Origin of the sequence: Microcoleus sp. Pol12B5 (assembly GCF_036701335.1) — a bacterium.
Taxonomy (GTDB): domain Bacteria; phylum Cyanobacteriota; class Cyanobacteriia; order Cyanobacteriales; family Microcoleaceae; genus Microcoleus.
In genome coordinates this window covers 56,949-75,038 of record NZ_JAUBQQ010000002.1, presented here as the reverse complement: position 1 = coordinate 75,038, position 18,090 = coordinate 56,949, and the positions used below count along the sequence as shown (strand labels likewise).

The following is an 18,090-nucleotide window of genomic DNA, read 5'->3' as shown; positions in this document are numbered from 1 at the left end:
CCTTCTTATGACTCACCTGAGTGGGTGAGTTAGAAGGATTTTTCCCTGGGAGTCGGCGGATTCAGCGGAGATAGGGGAGTCACGCACTCCGGCGATCGCACTTTTTTCCTTGGCTAGTTGCTCGGTTAACCACTCTATCTCTGACGCCAGCACTGACTTGCAGCGATCGCGAGAGGCAAATTGATAGTCATCTGTTAGTGGATATTCGCTCTTGAGACTTTCGATGTAGTCTTGCCGGGTGTAGCAGGCTCGCAAGCGGTGTTCCAATAGCTTCAGCCGTTCAGCAGGTTCTAAGTCGCCAAAAAAGAAAAACTTGATTTGGAACCGGGAACCACTGTTAACCCAGCTTTCTTGAGGGTGTTCGAGCATTTTTTGCCGCCAGAGTTCGCGCCCTTGGGCGGTAATTCCGTAGATTTTGCGCGGACAGCCCGCATCTCCGGCTTCTTCGGCAATTGTCGCAATCTGGCCTCGCTCTTCCAAGCGCTTCAGGAGTGGGTAAATCGCTCCATAGTTGACGCTGATGCAACTGCTCATAAACAGCTCCAGTTTTTGCTTTAGCCGATAGCCGTGCATGGGTTGCAACTGTAGCAGTCCAAGGGCTGATAATTCAAGCATTTATATCAATTTGATATTATAGTCTGGATTATATCACTATATCGGACTCAAGGGCGATCGGGTCAATCCCTAGTTTCAAAGAATATTTACAGCTATATGCAAATTAAATAATATTTGTCAATACACTTAAGATATACTTTTTAATATCCAGAGGGATTTTTCTTGTGGAACAGGCCGGAAAGCCTGTTCTTGAGAATGGTGCAAGATCTCAGATTTCTGCCACATATCTCTTCTTGGCAAGAGAATCAGAACTTTTATTGGTAAGATTTGGTTGAATTTTTCAACCCTGACACACTTTATTATTTATTGAAGATTGATTGCAGCCACTGTTTTTTTTGTAGCTAATACTCCTATTATTTTTCTCAAGTATTGCAGTAAAAAAAGTGTTGGGTTTGTTTCCACTCGCCCTGTTTGTAATGTACGGATCAGTGAGATGTTAGCTCTTTGTTGAGGCATAAAAAAAGCAACGCACCATATGGGTAGTTTGACCCAGATGTTTTTTCATTCCCGTAATCATCCTCAAAGATGATTTTTCAGGAAAATTTTTCCCGATTATATGCTATTAATATGACACAAAGAAAGTGATTTATCTTCCTCATCAAACCCCAATTAACGCCCTATAATTACTTGAAAGAGCCATCCAAAAAGCATCACACTCAAGAAAATCACGCCTCCGACAATTAATATCAAACCCAACAGCAACGCTGCCACAAATAGCCAATCGGCTTTTTTGCCTTGTTCAGGGGAACCTAAATGAGCATCCAGCAATTCTATATTTTTGACATTAGCTTTCCAAGCAACATCCAACAAATCTCCGGCTACCGGTACAGTACCAGCTACTGTATCAAATACGATATTAGCTGCCATTTTTACTAATGTCTCTTGAGGCACTCCCATTTGAGCGGATTTGAAGACAACATATCCTGCAAAAATTGAACTGATTACATCGCCGCCGCCCGGTATCAGTCCCAGTATAGGATCGAGTCCGATGCGGTACTTTGTGCCGGGAATCGGAATTGCATTGTCTAGTAAATGGCTGATCCGGCGCAGTCGGCGCAAGGATGCTACATGAGATGGGCTGGGGTTATTTGGGGAGGAACTTTGTATAGGAGAACGTGACATTTAATGGCTCTCGATTGCGATATTACTGCTAGTTTATGATATTTATTGAAGCATATTCAATTTTTTTCACTATGCCTCAAGCAGATTTTTACTGATTTTGGGCGATCGCCTTTTGTTTGTTTTTGAATGAACAGAAACCCGGTTTCTGTTCAAAACCGGGTTTCTTGCTTCTAGCTGGGGGCTTTTAATTTAGCCTGTTATTTGTTGCCTTCAGTGAAGTCGGCGTCAATCACGTCGTCGCCGCCACCTGTCGGGCCACCGTCTCCGTAGCCGCCGGGGCCACCAGGGCCGTCAGTTGGGCCGCCTGCTTGCTGGTAAAGGTTGCTGCTGACAGCGTAGAATGCTTGCTGCAACTCTGTTGTTAGGGTTTTGATGCGATCGTCATCTTCACTACCAATGGCCTCGCGCAAGTCTTTGAGCAACCCTTCAATCTTAGTTTTGTCATCAGCGGGAACTTTATCGCCCAATTCTGCTAACTGCTTCTCGATTTGATAGGCTTGAGAATCAGCTTGGTTTTTGCGATCGATCTTTTCGCGACGCTCTTTGTCAGCAGAAGCATTCGATTCGGCTTCCTTCACCATGCGCTCGACTTCATTGCTGGGCAAAGTAGAAGCACCAGTAATGCTAATCGATTGCTCCTTGCCAGTACCTTTATCCTTAGCAGCTACATTCAAAATACCGTTAGCATCGATATCGAAAGTAACTTCAATTTGAGGTACGCCACGGGGGGCTGGTGGAACTCCATCTAAGCGGAAGGTTCCCAAATCCTTGTTATCATTCGCCATTTCCCGTTCGCCTTGCAAAACGTGAATTTCCACGTTTGTTTGGCCATCTACAGCAGTCGAGAAAGTTTCCGACTTCTTGGTAGGAATAGTGGTGTTGCGGGGAATGATTTTGGTCATCACGCCACCCAAGGTTTCGACGCCGAGAGACAGCGGAGTAACGTCGAGCAACAAGATGTCTTTGACTTCGCCGGAGAGTACGCCGGCTTGAATTGCTGCACCGACTGCGACCACTTCATCCGGGTTTACCGTTTGGTTGGGGTCTTTGCCAAGAAGTTTTTTAACCAGTTCTTGCACCGCAGGAATGCGCGTAGAACCACCAACTAAGACGACTTCATTAATTGCAGATTTGTCTAATTTGGCGTCGCGGATCGCATTTTCAACAGGGATGCGGGAGCGATCGATCAAATCCGAGCACAGTTCTTCAAACTTGCCCCGCGTCAAAGTCGTGTCCAAGTGTTTTGGCCCGTCTTGAGTCGCGGTAATAAACGGCAGGTTGATTTCTGCTTGGGTAACGCTTGAAAGCTCAATCTTGGCTTTTTCTGCTGCTTCCGTCAGGCGTTGCAGTGCTTGTTTGTCTTTGCGGAGGTCAATGCCTTCGGCTCTTTGGAATTCATTAGCGATGAAATCAACAATTTTTTTATCGAAATCGTCACCGCCGAGGTGAGTGTCTCCAGAAGTTGCTAACACTTCAAACACGCCGTCGCCTACTTCGAGAATAGATACGTCGAAAGTACCGCCACCTAAGTCAAATACGAGGATGGTTTCGTTGCTCTTTTTATCTAACCCGTAAGCTAAAGCTGCTGCTGTAGGTTCGTTAATAATCCGCAGCACTTCTATACCAGCAATTTTTCCCGCGTCTTTCGTAGCTTGGCGCTGGGAGTCGTTAAAGTAAGCGGGAACAGTAATTACCGCTTGGGTAACAGTTTCGCCGAGGTATTTGCTGGCGTCTTCTACGAGTTTGCGGAGAACTTGTGCAGAAATTTCTTCTGGGGCAAATTGCTTGCCACGGGCGGGACAGTCTAGTTTGAGGCTGTTGCCGACTTTGAGAACTTTGTAGGAAACTTCAGTGGTTTCGTGGGTTACTTCATCAACCCGACGCCCGATAAACCGTTTTACTGAGTAAAAGGTGTTTTCGGCGTTCATCACGGCTTGACGCTTGGCGATTTGTCCGACAAGTTGATCCCCATTTTTAGCGTATGCTACTACAGAAGGTGTGGTGCGACCCCCTTCGGCGTTGGCTATGACGGTGGGTTTGCCGCCTTCCATAACTGCGACGCAGGAGTTTGTTGTACCTAAGTCAATTCCAACTACTTTTCCCATAGGGGTGTTCCGGCTCCAATCTCTACAAAATTTTGGTTTTCTATCTGTGTGATAGTCTGGTTATTCAGGACTGCGATTTCACCTGTGGGGGGTGTACGGATAGTGAGTCCTGCTTTAATACAGTCTTAGATAGGTGCTTATCTCTATACTGCGGGTGGTTAGACCAGGCGATGAAGGCGTGTTTACCGAACCTTTTGGGGGACGGTTGCATTCATGAGGTTTGCACCGCTACAGTTGTTGACTGCTTTTCTTTACTCTTCCTAATGTACGGGGTTGGAGCGATTCGGGTATTGTGGCAAACCGTATAGGTTGTGTTGTGTTTGCCGTCTTATGTATATAAATTTTGTTTGGTTGGTAGGGCCGATCCGTTTTTTGGCTTCAAATCAGGTTTAATATCATTTCCGGTTACACTCCTTATGATGTTGACGGTTGACGGTTGACAGTCAACAGTGAACAGTAAACAGTCAACCGTCAACCGTCAACAGCGAACTTGAATTTACTATTCCGATGCTAACGGATTTGATATAACATCAATTCTAAAAAGGGACAGGGCATTGCCCTGTCCCTACCCGTTTACTTCCAGGCTGTGCCGGGGAAGCAATATTTTATTGAGGGAGAGCCTCAAGTCTGCCTCCTGGGAATCTCGGAAAGTTAGTAAATTTTCCAGCTTTTCATTGCTATTTTTTACCGATCAGCAGAGCTGCAGGAAAGTAAGTAAGAGCGTCACCAATTGCCAAAGTACCGTTACTTTCTACCGCCTGATTTGTAATTGCATCTTTCCAAACCGACGGCATTTGCTCGGATAATTTCAAATTAGTATCTTTCCAGACTTGTTTGCCGATCGGCATTTCTTCCGGTTTGACAATTCCCGTCAAAAACCGGGGAGCAATGACAATAACTGTAGTCTCTCCAAAGCTTCTGGCAAAGGCAACAACATTATCTTTAAACGTGCCAACTGCTTCCAGGGGCAGATAATCGCCAGATTGAAAAACTTGCAAGTATTTTTTTCTCGCTTCTAGGGCTCTTGCCGTCAAAAACAACTTAATTCTCGCGTCTTCTCGCGTCGCAATCAAATCTTCAACCAGTTGCAAAATATCCGTCTGAGCTTGCTCTTTAATTTCCCGCAAAACCTCGATTCTGCGCTCAAAATCCACGGGACGGCGGTTATCCGGATCGACGTGGCTTAAATCCCAGAATTCCGTCCCTTGATAAATGTCGGGAACGCCCGGAGCCGTGATTTTCAGCAGCGTTTGAGATAAAGAATTGAAAATTCCGTAATTAGCTACTTTTTTACAGAAAGGTGTAAATTTGTTGAGAAACTGATTTTGTTCCGAAGGTTCGAGAACGGTATCGACAAAGGTCATAAAACCAGCTTCGTAATCGTTATCCGGTCTCAGCCAAGCCGTATAAACTTTTGCTTCGCGGACAGCTTTAATCACATAATCTTTCAGGCGATCGACATAATCAGTGTTTTCAATTCCCTCAAAGGGAAAACTGCCAAGCAGAGTTTGGTACAGGAAGTATTCGTCATTAGTATCTGGAACCATTCGATTCGCAAAGTTGACTTTCTTAGAAGAGTTTACCTCTCTCCAAGACCTGACTTGCTGTTCCCATTCATCGGGAATTTCTGACAAAACGTTTATTCTGGCTCGCACATCTTCGCCGCGTTTGGTATCGTGGGTAGCTGTAGCATTCATTTTGTGCGGCCAAGCGACTTGCTGTTGTTTGTTGAACTCGTGAAAATCTCCCAGCGACACGCCGAACTGACTGGGATTTCCTCCCACTTCGTTGAGGGATAAAAGCCGATAGTAGACGTATAAAAGCGTGTCTTCAACGCCTTTTGCCATTAATGGGCCCGTCAACTGCTGGAGTTTCATTACAAAGTGCCGACGCTGCTCTTTTTGTTCTGGTGTTAGAGTTTCTTCTTCTTCCAGTAACAGCACCGTTTCGATAAATTTAAGTTCCTTGAGGAGTCTGGGTGCTTGTTGTTTGGCATGGGCGATCGCATATTGTACGTAAGTGCGATCGGACTCTCTCAAACCGTCTTGATTGATGTAAGTTCGGTAGACTGGAAAAATTGTCAAAACAGCCGCCAATGCTTTTTCCAAACCGGGACGAGTAAAGTCATTTCCCTGTCTCGACTGACCGGAGATATTCTTCAAAAGTTGAGCTAGATTGTCTACATCTCCCGCCAAGTTTTTCTCAACAATCAGTCCTTTTTTATCTAAAAATAACTGTTCATAGGGAACATTCAAGCGAGTAAATCTCTGATATATTTCGCTAAATTGCTGTTCGCGATCGCACCGACAAAAAACGCCGTTTACGTAATTCAAAAAGTCGTAGCCGCTCGTTCCCTCAATCGGCCAATATGACGGCAAATCTTCTTCGTGTTCCAGAATTTTTTCAACAGTAATGTAAGTATCTCCGACTTTCTCCCGGAGCCGTTTCAAATATTCTGTGGGGTCGTAAAGTCCGTCGATGTGGTCGATTCTCAATCCGGTAAACTTTCCCTCATCAACCATGTCGAATATCAGAGCATGGTTTTTGTGAAAAACTTTAATCTCTTCAACTTTTACCGAAATAAGCTCGTTGACCGTAAAAAACCTTCGGTAGTTAATTTCTTCTGCCCCCACTTTCCAGAAAGACAGACGGTAAAACTGCTCGGAAAGCAAATCGTCTAGCAGATTAAAGCTTTCGGCATTCCCCTTTTCTCCGTTAAAAACTTTGATATTTTCATCAATGAATTCCTGTACAAGGGGATTTTGGTTGTAGAGTTCCCACAGCAGCCCTTTGACAAAAGCTATCTGATCGTATCGGGTTTTACCTTTAGTTTCTGAAGGTGTATTTTTAATCAAATAAAGAATTCCTAAAAACTTGATAAAATCTGGATGGCGTCTGCCTAATTCTCTGGCTAAATGCCCCAAATTATGACTAATAAATTTAGCATAAGATTCAATTCTTACGGGCAATTTTAAGCTATAATAATTGATGCTCAGCCCATTTTCGCTGTATTTGAGTTGAATCTCGCCATTTTCCAAACACTCTCCATAAAAATTGCCCAGCAGCGGAGCCAGCACTCGACCTCTGAGATGTTCGTAAGCATGATTCCATTCAATATCAAAGTAATCGAAATAGTCGGAATCTGGCCCGTGTTCCAATACGTCTAACAGCAACAAATTTTGAGTGTCGTAAGCCATGTGGTTCGGGACAATATCTTGCAGCCATCCCATGTTCCGTTTCTTGATTTCGTATGTGAGGGCTTCAAAATTTTCTGATGTTCCCAAATCGGGATTGAGCTGATTTGAGTCAACGACATCGTATCCGTGAGAGCTGCCTTTTCTGGCTTTAAATATCGGTGAAGCGTAAAGGTCGGTAATTCCTAAATCTTCTAGATAGCTAAGGATTTGTTTGGCGGCTTCAAAGTTAAAACCTCCATGAAATTGAATCCGATAAGTTGTTGTGGGAATTCTCATCATGTTAATTTTACTCCTGCTTGTTTAGGGTTTTCTTTTTTAATATATGAGGCAGAGCCTCCTCGACTGCATTCCCCGGCAGAGGCTGGGAACGAGATAGGCTCTGCCTCCCGTTTCTTGTGGGACTAGATTCCGCGACAGAGGCTGAGAACGAGAGAGGTTCTGCCTCCTGTTGCTTGTTCCTAGGCTCTGCCTGGGAACGCCTGTATTTGAAGCTCTGCCTCCCGTTTTAATTACTCTAATTCATAGAGTGCAAAACTATGCGGTTTAATGGTCATTTTTTGCTCTGAAGTTATCTTTTCAGGCAAGCTAGAACCTGAACCCATCCATTTTTCATCAGCAGAGTCTAAAATTTTGTGACCGTTGCCTTGGGGCAGTGCAGCCGTAAAAGCAACATCTTGCGTGTTGAAGTTTAGAATGCAGAATATCTGGCTGTCATCTGTCCAGCGACGTAGAAATAAGATTTTTTCCGCTTCAATGCTGGACACTTCTAGACTGTTTTTGTCGAGTTTTTTAAGCGCTGGTATTGTCCGCCGCAGTTGAATCAAATGTTGGTGCCATTCCCAAAGGATTTTGTGTTTGCCTCCGGTTTGTTTTTCCCAGTTTAACTTACACTTATCGAAAGTCTCAGGACTCTGGGGGTCGTGAAACTCGCCTCGGCCTTCAAAGATTTTAAATTCTTGTTGTTTGTCTTTGCGGATAGCTTCAATTAAGTTTTCGTCCGAGTGGGAAACGAAGTAAAAAAACGGTGCTTCTTCTCCGTATTCTTCTCCCATAAAAAAGAAGGGAATGTAGGGAGAAATTAAAACAGTGCCGGCTGCGAGTTTCAATCCTTCAAAGTCAACTATTTTGGATAGTCTGTCTCCCAAAATGCGGTTGCCGATTTGGTCGTGGGTTTGGGCAAAAACCAGAAATTTATGACCCGGTTCATCCTTAACAGAATTGCCGTGTCTCCGCTTTCTGTGGGGGGCGTACTGGCCGGAGTAAACAAAGCTTTCTTTGAATGCTTTTTCTAAGTGTTCGCACTTGCCGAAATCTTGGTAGTATCGGTCGTTTTCTCCGGTGAGCAAGGCGTGAAGTGCGTGGTGGAAATCATCGCACCATTGGGCGTCTAGTCCGAAGCCACCGAGTTCTTTGGGACGTACAGTGCGGACATCATTTAAGTCACTTTCGGCTATTAAGTAAAGTTGCCGTCCTAGTTCTTGGGAAATATCGGCTGTGGCATCGGATAGTTCTTGTAAAAAAGGTCTTGCACCTACTTCAAATATTGCTTGAATTGCATCTAATCTCAGGGCATCAATGTGATAGTCTCGAAACCAGTATAGAGCATTTTCAAGAAAGTAGTTACGCACGCCGTCGCTGTAGGCGTCGTCGAAGTTGAGGGGATCTCCCCAAATTGATCCGTATTTTGAGGTAAAGTAGGGGCCGAAGTCCCTGAGATAATTTCCTTCGGGGCCGAGGTGGTTGTAAACTACATCGAGAATTACTGAAATGCCGTGTTCGTGGCAGGCGTTGACGAGTGTTTTGAAGCCTTCGGGGCCGCCGTAGGAGTTTTGAACGGCGTAGGGATATACGCCGTCATATCCCCAGTTTCGAGCGCCAGGAAATTGGGCTACTGGCATAATTTCGATGGCGTTGATTCCCAATTCTTTAAGTTGTTTTAGCTGGGAAATTATTGCTTCAAATGTTCCGGCTTGGGTGAATGTGCCGACGTGCAGTTCGTAAATAATCATTTCGGCTAGCGGCACGCCTTGCCAATTTGTGTCAGTCCAAGTAAAAATATTTTCATCTATTACTTGCGACGGAGCGTGCACGCCTTGGGGTTGATATTTTGAGGCTGGGTCTGGTCGGTCGGTTTTTCCTTCGATTTGATAAGTGTAAAGGGTTCCTGGTTCGATGTCTGTAGCTGTGGTTTGCCAATAACCTTCTGCGGATTGTTGCAGGGGTATCAGGCGTTTTTTTGGGGAAACAATTTGGACTGCGATTTGTTTGAGGGTGGGCGCCCAAACGGTAAATTCACATTGGTTATTGCCGAGGTAATTTGCTCCTATCTTCACTTTGAGCTGTTCTCCTTATAAAATAGGTTTGTAGTCAGATCGCCCGACGCGCTATCAAATGCTTGCCCTTAACGTTCAGCGCCTGTTTAGACGGTAATATTACTTAATATAACAAACAACTAACTTTAGACAGAGGCATCAAAGGGGAAAATTGGGTAAGCGGCAAAATTAGCGGTTGGTGATGTCGAAATTAGAACAGGAATCGGCACGGGGTCGATCGCCAAATTAACGGTCTGAAATCGTTAATATTTCTGGTTGATATCATGTCGAAAATCTACCTAAAGATAGGTCAAAAATCAGCGCGAGTGTGGATTTTATGGTTATGGCTTTTGGACGGGAAATCTGCTGCAATCTCGACTCGGCGGAATCTCGCGAGTGGTTGGTCACAAACGGGATCGGCGGTTACGCTAGCGGGACGATCGCAAATCTTCTCACCCGCCGCTATCACGGCTTGCTGGTAGCCGCCCTCAAACCCCCGCTGGGACGCACTTTGATGCTCGCCAAGCTGGACGAGACGGCTGTGTATCACGATCGCGCATATCCGCTTTATACAAACCGCTGGGCCGACGCGACGATGGAACCCCACGGCTACAAATACATCGAAAGCTTTCACCTCGAAGGCACGACGCCTGTTTGGAGGTTTGCTCTCGCCGACGCTATCCTGGAAAAGCGGATTTGGATGCAGCAAGGTGCTAACACAACATATATTCAATACCGCCTGCACCGCGCCTCACAACCGATCGCCCTCGCTGTCAAAGCCCTAGTCAACTACCGCGACTACCACCACACAACGAGCGTCGGCGACTGGCAGATGAGCTTACAGACCTTAGAACGCGGGGTTTGCGTGACTGCATTTCCCAAGTCTGTACCCCTGTACCTGCTGACGGATGCCGAACCAGAGGCGAATTTTCGAGTTTCTACGCCTTTATACAATTGGCATTACGGATTTGACCTAGCAGCCGAAAAGCGGCGCGGATTGGACTACTGCGAGGATCACTTGCACCCGGCGACTTTTCACATGACGATCGCACCGGGAAGTTCTCTCACATTGATAGCCAGCACGGAGAAAAATACCGAACTCAACGGCGGTACAGCTTTAGAAGTTCGTCGCACTTATGACCAACAACTGCTGCAAAACTGGTCAAAAGTGAGCGAGTCTCCCGACTGGATCAATCACTTAGTGCTCGCCGCCGACCAATTTATCGTTAGCCGCCCCCTACCGGAGGAACCCGAAGGCAAAACGATCATCGCCGGATATCCCTGGTTCAGCGACTGGGGGCGCGACACGACGATCGCCCTACCCGGCCTCACAATCTGTACCGGGCGATGGGAAATTGCGCGATCGATTTTGCGGACATTTGCGCGGTATGTCGATCGGGGAATGCTGCCGAACCGCTTCCCGGATGCGGGCGGCGCACCGGAATACAACACCGCAGATGCTACTCTGTGGTACTTTGAGGCAATTCGCGCTTATATCGATGCCACGGGCGACGACGAACTTTTGACCGAACTCTGGCCGGTGTTATGTGAGATTGTTGACTGGCACTTGCAGGGTACTCGGTATAACATCCGCGTCGATCCCGATGACGGTTTAGTCTACGCGGGCGAAATCGGCGTGCAACTGACTTGGATGGATGCGAAAATCGGCGATTGGGTGGTGACACCCCGGATTGGTAAGCCGATCGAACTCAGCGCGCTTTGGTACAATGCTATACAAGCTATGGCAAGTTTTGCTCGAAAACTCGGCAAGCCTCACAACGAATACCAGCAATTGGGCGATCGAACGGCCGCCGGATTTCCTCGCTTCTGGAACGCCTCAACCGGTTACTGTTACGACGTTCTGGACGGCCCCGACGGACACGATAGCTCCCTGCGGCCCAACCAGATATTCGCCATTTCCCTGCCCCTAGACTCGATTCCTCCTCACTCCGCCAACTCCTTGTCAGCGGGGATGCGCCAAGAAACCCGCTATACACCGTTACTGACGCCCATCCAGCAGCGCGGCGTGGTGGACGGCTGCGCTCAACAGCTTCTGACTTCTGTGGGCCTCCGCAGCCTCTCGCCGCAGCACCCCCAGTATCGCGGCGCATACGGAGGCGACCAATTGCAGCGCGACAGCGCCTACCACCAGGGCACAGTTTGGGGCTGGCTGATTGGCCCGTTTGTCTTGGCGCACTTGCACGTATACAAAAACCCAGCACAAGCGAGCGAATTCCTAGAACCGATGGTACATCATATAAGAGCCGGCGGAGTTGGCAGTCTGGGCGAAATTTTTGAGGGCGACGCCCCCCACTCGCATCGGGGTTGCACGGCTCAAGCTTGGACTGTGGCTGAGGTGCTGCGGTCTTGGTTGGCAATTAATACTGTGGGTGTTTAAATGGGGAATGTTATCTTTGGTGGAAAAAGAGATTTATGGCATTATTATTAGCGGGCGATATTGGCGGAACTAAGACTATTTTGCGCTTAGTGGAAAGGACTGTTAACGGTGAAATGAATGCTCTTTACGAGTTTCGCTATCCGAGCGGGGAGTTTCCCGATTTAGTACCGATGGTGCAGCAGTTTTTGACGGAAGCTGCTATGAAATTGGATTTTGCGCCATTGCCTGAAAAAGCTTGTTTTGCGATCGCAGGCCCGGTGGTTAATAACACTGCAAAACTGACTAATTTGCCTTGGAGGCTGGATGCGAAACGTCTGGAACAGGAATTAGGAATATCACACGTTAGTTTAATTAATGATTTTGTCGCTGTTGGCTACGGCGTGTGCGGTTTGGATGCTACAGATTTGCAGACTTTGCAAGTTGGAAAACCCCGACAAGATGCTCCAATTGCTGTGATTGGTGCAGGTACTGGTTTGGGAAATTGTTTTGCAATTCCCGACGTAAATGGGGTGAGGGTTTTTTCTTCGGAAGGGGGACACGGTGATTTTGCGCCGCGATCGGAGTTAGAGTTTGAATTGCTGAATTATTTGTTGGCAAAACACGACATTCCCAGAATATCGATCGAGCGAGTCGTTTCGGGACAGGGAATTGTGGCAATTTACCAGTTTTTGCGGGACAGAAAATTTGCCCCGGAATCAGCGGAGGTAGGAGAAATTATCAAACAATGGGAGTCAGAAGTCGGGAAAACGGAGAAGACTGTCGATCCGGGGGCGACAATTGCACAGGCGGCACTCAAAAAGTGCGATCGGCTTTCCGAACAAACAATGCAAATGTTTGTAGAAGCTTACGGCGCTGTCGCAGGAAATATGGCTGTGACACTTTTACCTTACGGTGGTTTGTACATAGCTGGCGGCATCGCTCCTAAAATTTTGCCGCTGATTCAAGAAGGGGGTTTTATGCGAGCTTTTACCCACAAAGGCCGGATGGATTCGCTGTTAGAAATGATGCCGGTGAGATTGGTTTTAAATGATAATGTAGGGTTAATTGGAGCCGCAGTTTGTGCGGCCGGTCTTTAGTTAATAATGGTATGGTGCGTCAGCTTTAAGCTTCTAGATTGTTGAAGAAATAACGCTCTGCTGGCGCACCATATTTAGGTAGAGTTATGTCATCTTCAAAATCTTCTCAGCCGCACTTTCAGATACCGGCATCACCGATAACCGATTGCCTTTCCTCACCAGCAAAATCTCATCAGCACTAAACTTTTGTTTCAGTTCATCCAAAGATATTAACTTAGCAAACTCTTCAACAAACTCCACTTTCACAGTTTGCCAGCGAGGAGCATCAAACTGCGATTTAGGGTCATAATATCCGCTATTCATATCAAACTGACTCGGATCAGCAATCCCAGATTCAATGACGCGCATTAACCCGGCAATTCCCGGTATTTGAGTATTAGAATGGTAAAAAAATACTAAATCTCCCCGACTCATTTCTCGCATAAAATTGCGCGCTTGATAGTTGCGAACGCCATCCCAAATGGAAGTGCGATCGCCCTTCAAATCCGCAATACTATAAACATCCGGTTCCGACTTCATCAGCCAATAATTCATACAATCTATTCGCTTGGGTTAGCCAAATATTCTTTAATTTTCTCTAAACACTGCTGCATAGCTTTTTGCATAAAAATCTGAACGAGCAACAACCCAACGGGATAGAATACCGGAGAAGTCAGCATAAAATAAAACTCCCAATCAATCCGAGTTCCCTTTGCTGTGGCAGTGAAATTCCAATCTCCGCCACCAGACTCAATGAGTAGAGAAATCGGAAACTTAAACCCTCTAACCAGTCGGTAGGCTTGTCTTTCTGGCTTTTTGAAAGTAATGATTTCTTCATCAATCACCGAAGTGTCAGCATTTTCTATCCGCCGCACGCCGCCTTCACGCATTTCTCCACCATCTGCCATCTCAGCTTTAATAATTGCTGGAATTGGGCCATATCCGCGAAAGACTTTGGGCAGATTTGACAGGGACGTAACAAAATCAAAGACTACTTCAGGCGATGCAGCAATTTCTACTACTGCGTTGGTTTTAACTAACATTTATCTCTCCAACTATCTGATTTGATAAGGAACTGTGAGTTAAAAAGGCGTAATTATAATTATAAAATATCCTTGCGCTTCTGCAACCACAGAGTCAACATCAAATAAACGAAAATATGCACGCACAAAATACCCCAATTTAAACCCAAATTTTCCCACGTTGGATCGTAAACAGGAGTAGGCTCAAACGGCTGAGGAAGCGTACTCCCGTCCGGTAATGTAGTAGGCGCGGGAACCATCCCATTCACATTAACTAAAGAGCCGTAAGCACCCACAGACCAGCGGCTTAACATCAGCCAAGAAAACTTGCTCGCCGCGCCTTCGATCTTAAACAAAACTCCAGAAAAAATAATCTGAGGCAGCAATAATAGAGGCAAAGCGCTATTAGCTTGGGAGCTATTTTTAACAATCGCGGAAACGACTAATCCAAAGCTTATGCAGCTCATTAAAGTTAGGAAGGTGGTAATACTTGCTCCCACAGGCCAGGAAATAAAACTCGGTTCGGGGGATTTAAAAGCAATCAGAATAACTCCTACCATTAACAGTGTTTGCAATACGGCCAAACCAGAAAGTATAAAAATTTTTGAACCTAAATAAGCAAACAATCCTAAATTGACCAAACGTTCGCGCAGATAAATAGCAGATTCTTTAACAATTTCTTGCAGAGAAGTTGCCAGCCCTACCCAAATCGCCGCACAGGTAAATACAAACAAAATTCGCAACGCCAAAGGTGCTAAAGTTGCCTCCGGCACTCCAATTAACGGGTCTTTATCTCTGACGGCTAGCCGCAGCAAACTAATGCCGATCGGAGCCGTTAAAAGAGCTAAACTCAAGTTAACTAAGTCGCGCGAAATAAGCTGAAAATAGCGCTGGGCGAGCAAAACGAGTTGTTTTACAAAAGATTGAGATTTTGGTGCAGAAGGTGCAGGAGGGATTTTTGCATTAGCCTTGCCTGTGCTGAAATGGTTGACAATATAGCGCTGATAGTATGGAGATTTATTAAACTTTTCTGCCCAGCTTTGAACGTTGGTTTCTCCTGTTTCTAATTCGTTGTAAATGTCGGCAAAATCGCCAGTTTTGATATCGAAAAAATCGAGGGCTTCCCTAGGCGGGCCGAAGTAACAAAGGCGTCCGCCGCGACCCATAAACACAATCCGATCGCACATCGTGATATTTGCCGTCGCGTGAGTCACCAGAATCACCGTCCGGCCTTGATTTGCTAACTTTCGCAGCAGTTGCATCATCTTCTTATCCAAACCCGGATCGAGTCCTGAAGTCGGTTCGTCTAAAAAGAAAAGTTTCGGGTCTGCTAACAGTTCAACTCCGATGCTGACCCGCTTCCGCTGTCCGCCGCTAAGCAGTTTTACCAAAGCCTTGCGACGGTGAGTCATTTCAATATCTTCTAAAGTTTTGGCGACTACCTGCTTGACATCTGTATCGGGAGGTAAGCGCAATTTAGCTGCATAACTCAAGACTTCTTCTACTGTCAAATCGGCGTGTACAATATCATCTTGAGGCACGTAACCGATTTGATTGCGGTAAATATTGAAGTTTTGGCGCAGGTTGTCACCGTTGAGAAACACAGCGCCGTTAGTAGTTTTTTCGATGCCTAAAAGCGTCCGCATTAAAGTAGATTTACCCGCACCGCTACCGCCGACTAAAGCCACAAACTGCCCCGGTTCGATCGCCAAAGTGATGTTATCCAAACGCTTCGGAATCACCAGACTGTCAGCATCCAAACGAATTTGATGGCCGGAGTCTTGCATCTGCAACTCACCGCTGCGGTAAATTAGAGTAAACGGGCCGATCCGAATTGCATCTCCCTCGGACAACTGTACAGAATTTGTCACTCGCTGACCGTTAACAAAAACCCCGTTAACGCTGTGGTCTCGCAAAATATAATTACCGCGGCTGTCTTGGTCGATTGTGGCGTGGCGTCTAGAAACAAGCGGCGCATCTAATTGCAGGGAAGCGTTTGGATCGCGGCCCAACAAAACCGACCGATTCTTAAGAGGAATTGACTGCTTGCTAGGGACAGCAACCTGATTCGCCAGCGGATTAAAATAACTCAGCAAAACTTGATTTTGAGGATCGAGACCGATTTTAATTTCTGTGCCGTTTTTCAGACAATAACCGTCATTGGGAGTGATGCGAGTGCGATCGACAAATAAGCCATTAGTGCTCGGCCGCTGCCCGTCACCGTCGTAAATCCAGTAATTATCCCCAATTTGGCGCAAAACAGCGTGAACGCCCGAAACTGCGCGCCAGGGTTCGGGAATGACTAAATCAGCACGAGTGCGATCGCGCCCCAATACGTGCTGCTGCTGTTTTAACTCTAACTGTAAAACCTCGCCTTGATTGCTTAATACTAAATACGGTCGATCGCTTAAAGCAGTCAGTTGTCCTATATTGCCTGTCATACTTCAATCGCGGTTTTTGCACTCACTTTCGTCAGCATATCAAAAGTAGGACAACAATACTTATATTAAGCAAGTCTACTTAGGAACAACGGACAAACTACGAAGCCGATTAATTGCTGCCGCTAATTCAAACCGCCGAAACATCGCAAAATCCCCTTCAGGAAAAGGCGATAAAATATCCATCCCCTGCGCCTCAATATCCGCCATTACCAAATCTATGATTTCTGACAAAGTGCGTTTTCCGTCCATGTATTGCTGCTTAGCATAAACCATTGCCGCAGCGATCGCCCTTAACTGTCCGCTGTCGACAATTTGCTCAACAGCACCCAAATCAATCTCCTCAGTTCCGAAAGCCAATTCATCAACATCCCGCACCTTCACCCGCACATCTCGCCGTCCCCGACTCGGATCTAAACTAGCAGGAATTGGCACTCTTTGAGTAATTTTACCAAAAAATTTTCCCCCTTCATCAGCACGGGTAGTAGAGTAATTTTTAGCAATTTCTTTAGCTTTTCCCGTCACATCATCTGCTTGAAAATTTTCTATTGCAATCACAGTATCTGCCACATCAAAATAATCGCCACTTCCTCCCATGACTAAAATAGTCGATACGCCGCAATCTGCGTACAACAGTTTAACTTTATCAATAAACGGTGTAATCGGTTCCTTATCCTTAGCGATGAGTTCCTGCATTCGGCGATCGCGAATCATAAAATTCGTCGCCGCCGTATCCTCATCCACCAATAAAACAGGCATTCTACCCACTTCCAAAGTCTCAATAATATTAGCAGCTTGCGACGTGCTACCGCTTGCATTTCCAGTATAAAATTGTGCAGTATCTCTACCTTGTGGTAAATGGTTAATAAAAGGCGAAATATCAACTCCTGCCACACTTCGGCCATCTTCCGCCCTAATTTTAACCGCCGCCGGATTAGTCACCACAAATTCCCGACCATCTCCCGGAATTCGGTTGTAAACTCCCAACTCGATCGCCCTGAGTAAAGTTGATTTGCCGTGATAGCCGCCCCCAACAATCAAAGTAATGCCAGCGGGAATACCCATACCGGACATCAAACCGCGATTCGGACAATTAAACTCAACTTTTAACGACGGCGGCGACTGAAAAGCCACAGCATTATTTAACAAAGGGCGATCGTCAACACCCGTGCGGCGGGGCAAAATAGAACCGTCAGCCACAAACGCAACTAATCCGTTTTGAGCTAACTGCTGCCGCAGCCAGTCAGCATCTTCTACCGTTTCAACGTGACGGCGACATTCAGCAGCATTTAAGTTAGCATACTTCAGAGAATTGCTGACAATTTCCGGGATATCTTCGCACAGCATTTCAGCAGCTTGTCGCCCTAATATACTGCGTCCGCCCGCTGGAAGTCCGACGGCAAATCGCAGTTCAACTCCTCCTAAATCTTCGATATCGGATGTATTTGAGGAAATGATAAATGCGGAAGTTCGCTCTACAACTTCTTGTCCGAACAGAGTCACTGCAATCAAACCGCTTTTCCCAGTGCCGCGCTTGCTGCTGATGCTGTGTGCGGCTTTGTCAAACTGGCGAGTTAGGTAATCTCGCAAGGCTATTTCTCGACTGCGAGAATTGAAAAGTTCGCTGGGAATTTGAGTAATGTTTGGCGGAACTATGACTCGAAATTTACTGGGAGAAGCAAACGGATCTCCCTGCACGTAATCAATAATTAATGTGAATTCAGAAAACTCGTAATTACCTTTAATGTCTTTGTAGGCTTTGTAGCCTCGATTGTCTAGTTGCAGTAAATGCCGTTGCAGGCTTTCTTTGTTAGTCATTAGTCATT

Annotated in this window: 11 protein-coding genes; 2 read left to right on the top strand and 9 right to left on the bottom strand. The window is 46.1% G+C overall.

Going from position 1 to position 18,090, the window contains the following annotated elements; all coding sequences use genetic code 11:
- Positions 1-12: 12 nt before the first annotated feature.
- The 5 genes from QUA24_RS01630 to treZ all read right to left on the bottom strand — a co-directional run bounded on the left by QUA24_RS01630 (position 13) and on the right by treZ (position 9,372).
- Entirely contained in the window at positions 13-615 is a 603-nt protein-coding gene (locus QUA24_RS01630) for a PadR family transcriptional regulator (protein ID WP_333226683.1), read from the bottom strand.
- A 609-nt stretch (positions 616-1,224) separates the two neighbouring features.
- The gene (locus QUA24_RS01625) at positions 1,225-1,737 is read right to left on the bottom strand and encodes a DUF4112 domain-containing protein (protein WP_333226680.1); all 513 of its coding nucleotides are present in this window, start codon (positions 1,735-1,737) and stop codon (positions 1,225-1,227) included.
- Between the two features lie 197 nt (positions 1,738-1,934).
- Entirely contained in the window at positions 1,935-3,842 is a 1,908-nt protein-coding gene (gene dnaK / locus QUA24_RS01620) for a molecular chaperone DnaK (RefSeq protein ID WP_333226678.1), read from the bottom strand.
- Positions 3,843-4,519: 677 nt separating this feature from the next.
- Positions 4,520-7,315 (bottom strand): malto-oligosyltrehalose synthase, encoded by a 2,796-nt coding sequence (treY, locus tag QUA24_RS01615; protein WP_333226894.1) that lies wholly within the window; start codon positions 7,313-7,315, stop codon positions 4,520-4,522.
- Between the two features lie 233 nt (positions 7,316-7,548).
- The gene (gene treZ / locus QUA24_RS01610; RefSeq protein WP_333226676.1) at positions 7,549-9,372 is read right to left on the bottom strand and encodes a malto-oligosyltrehalose trehalohydrolase; all 1,824 of its coding nucleotides are present in this window, start codon (positions 9,370-9,372) and stop codon (positions 7,549-7,551) included.
- A 316-nt stretch (positions 9,373-9,688) separates the two neighbouring features.
- Here treZ and QUA24_RS01605 point away from each other — a divergent pair, with 316 nt between their 5' ends.
- On the top strand, positions 9,689-11,749 hold the full coding sequence (locus QUA24_RS01605) for an amylo-alpha-1,6-glucosidase (protein ID WP_333226674.1): 2,061 nt from the start codon (positions 9,689-9,691) through the stop codon (positions 11,747-11,749).
- Positions 11,750-11,784: 35 nt separating this feature from the next.
- On the top strand, positions 11,785-12,825 hold the full coding sequence (locus QUA24_RS01600) for a glucokinase (protein WP_333226672.1): 1,041 nt from the start codon (positions 11,785-11,787) through the stop codon (positions 12,823-12,825).
- Positions 12,826-12,909: 84 nt separating this feature from the next.
- On the opposite strand, the gene QUA24_RS01595 is transcribed toward QUA24_RS01600, so the two are convergent.
- The 4 genes from QUA24_RS01595 to QUA24_RS01580 all read right to left on the bottom strand — a co-directional run bounded on the left by QUA24_RS01595 (position 12,910) and on the right by QUA24_RS01580 (position 18,082).
- Positions 12,910-13,359: an EVE domain-containing protein gene (locus QUA24_RS01595; RefSeq protein WP_333210795.1), complete on the bottom strand. Its 450-nt coding sequence runs from the start codon at positions 13,357-13,359 to the stop codon at positions 12,910-12,912.
- 5 nt (positions 13,360-13,364) lie between these two features.
- Positions 13,365-13,847 carry an SRPBCC family protein gene (locus QUA24_RS01590; RefSeq protein WP_333210796.1) on the bottom strand — a complete coding sequence of 161 codons (483 nt, stop codon included), beginning with the start codon at positions 13,845-13,847 and terminating at the stop codon, positions 13,365-13,367.
- Positions 13,848-13,906: 59 nt separating this feature from the next.
- Entirely contained in the window at positions 13,907-16,267 is a 2,361-nt protein-coding gene (locus QUA24_RS01585; protein ID WP_333226670.1) for an FHA domain-containing protein, read from the bottom strand.
- A 75-nt stretch (positions 16,268-16,342) separates the two neighbouring features.
- Entirely contained in the window at positions 16,343-18,082 is a 1,740-nt protein-coding gene (locus QUA24_RS01580) for an ABC-ATPase domain-containing protein (RefSeq protein WP_333226668.1), read from the bottom strand.
- Positions 18,083-18,090: the final 8 nt, after the last annotated feature.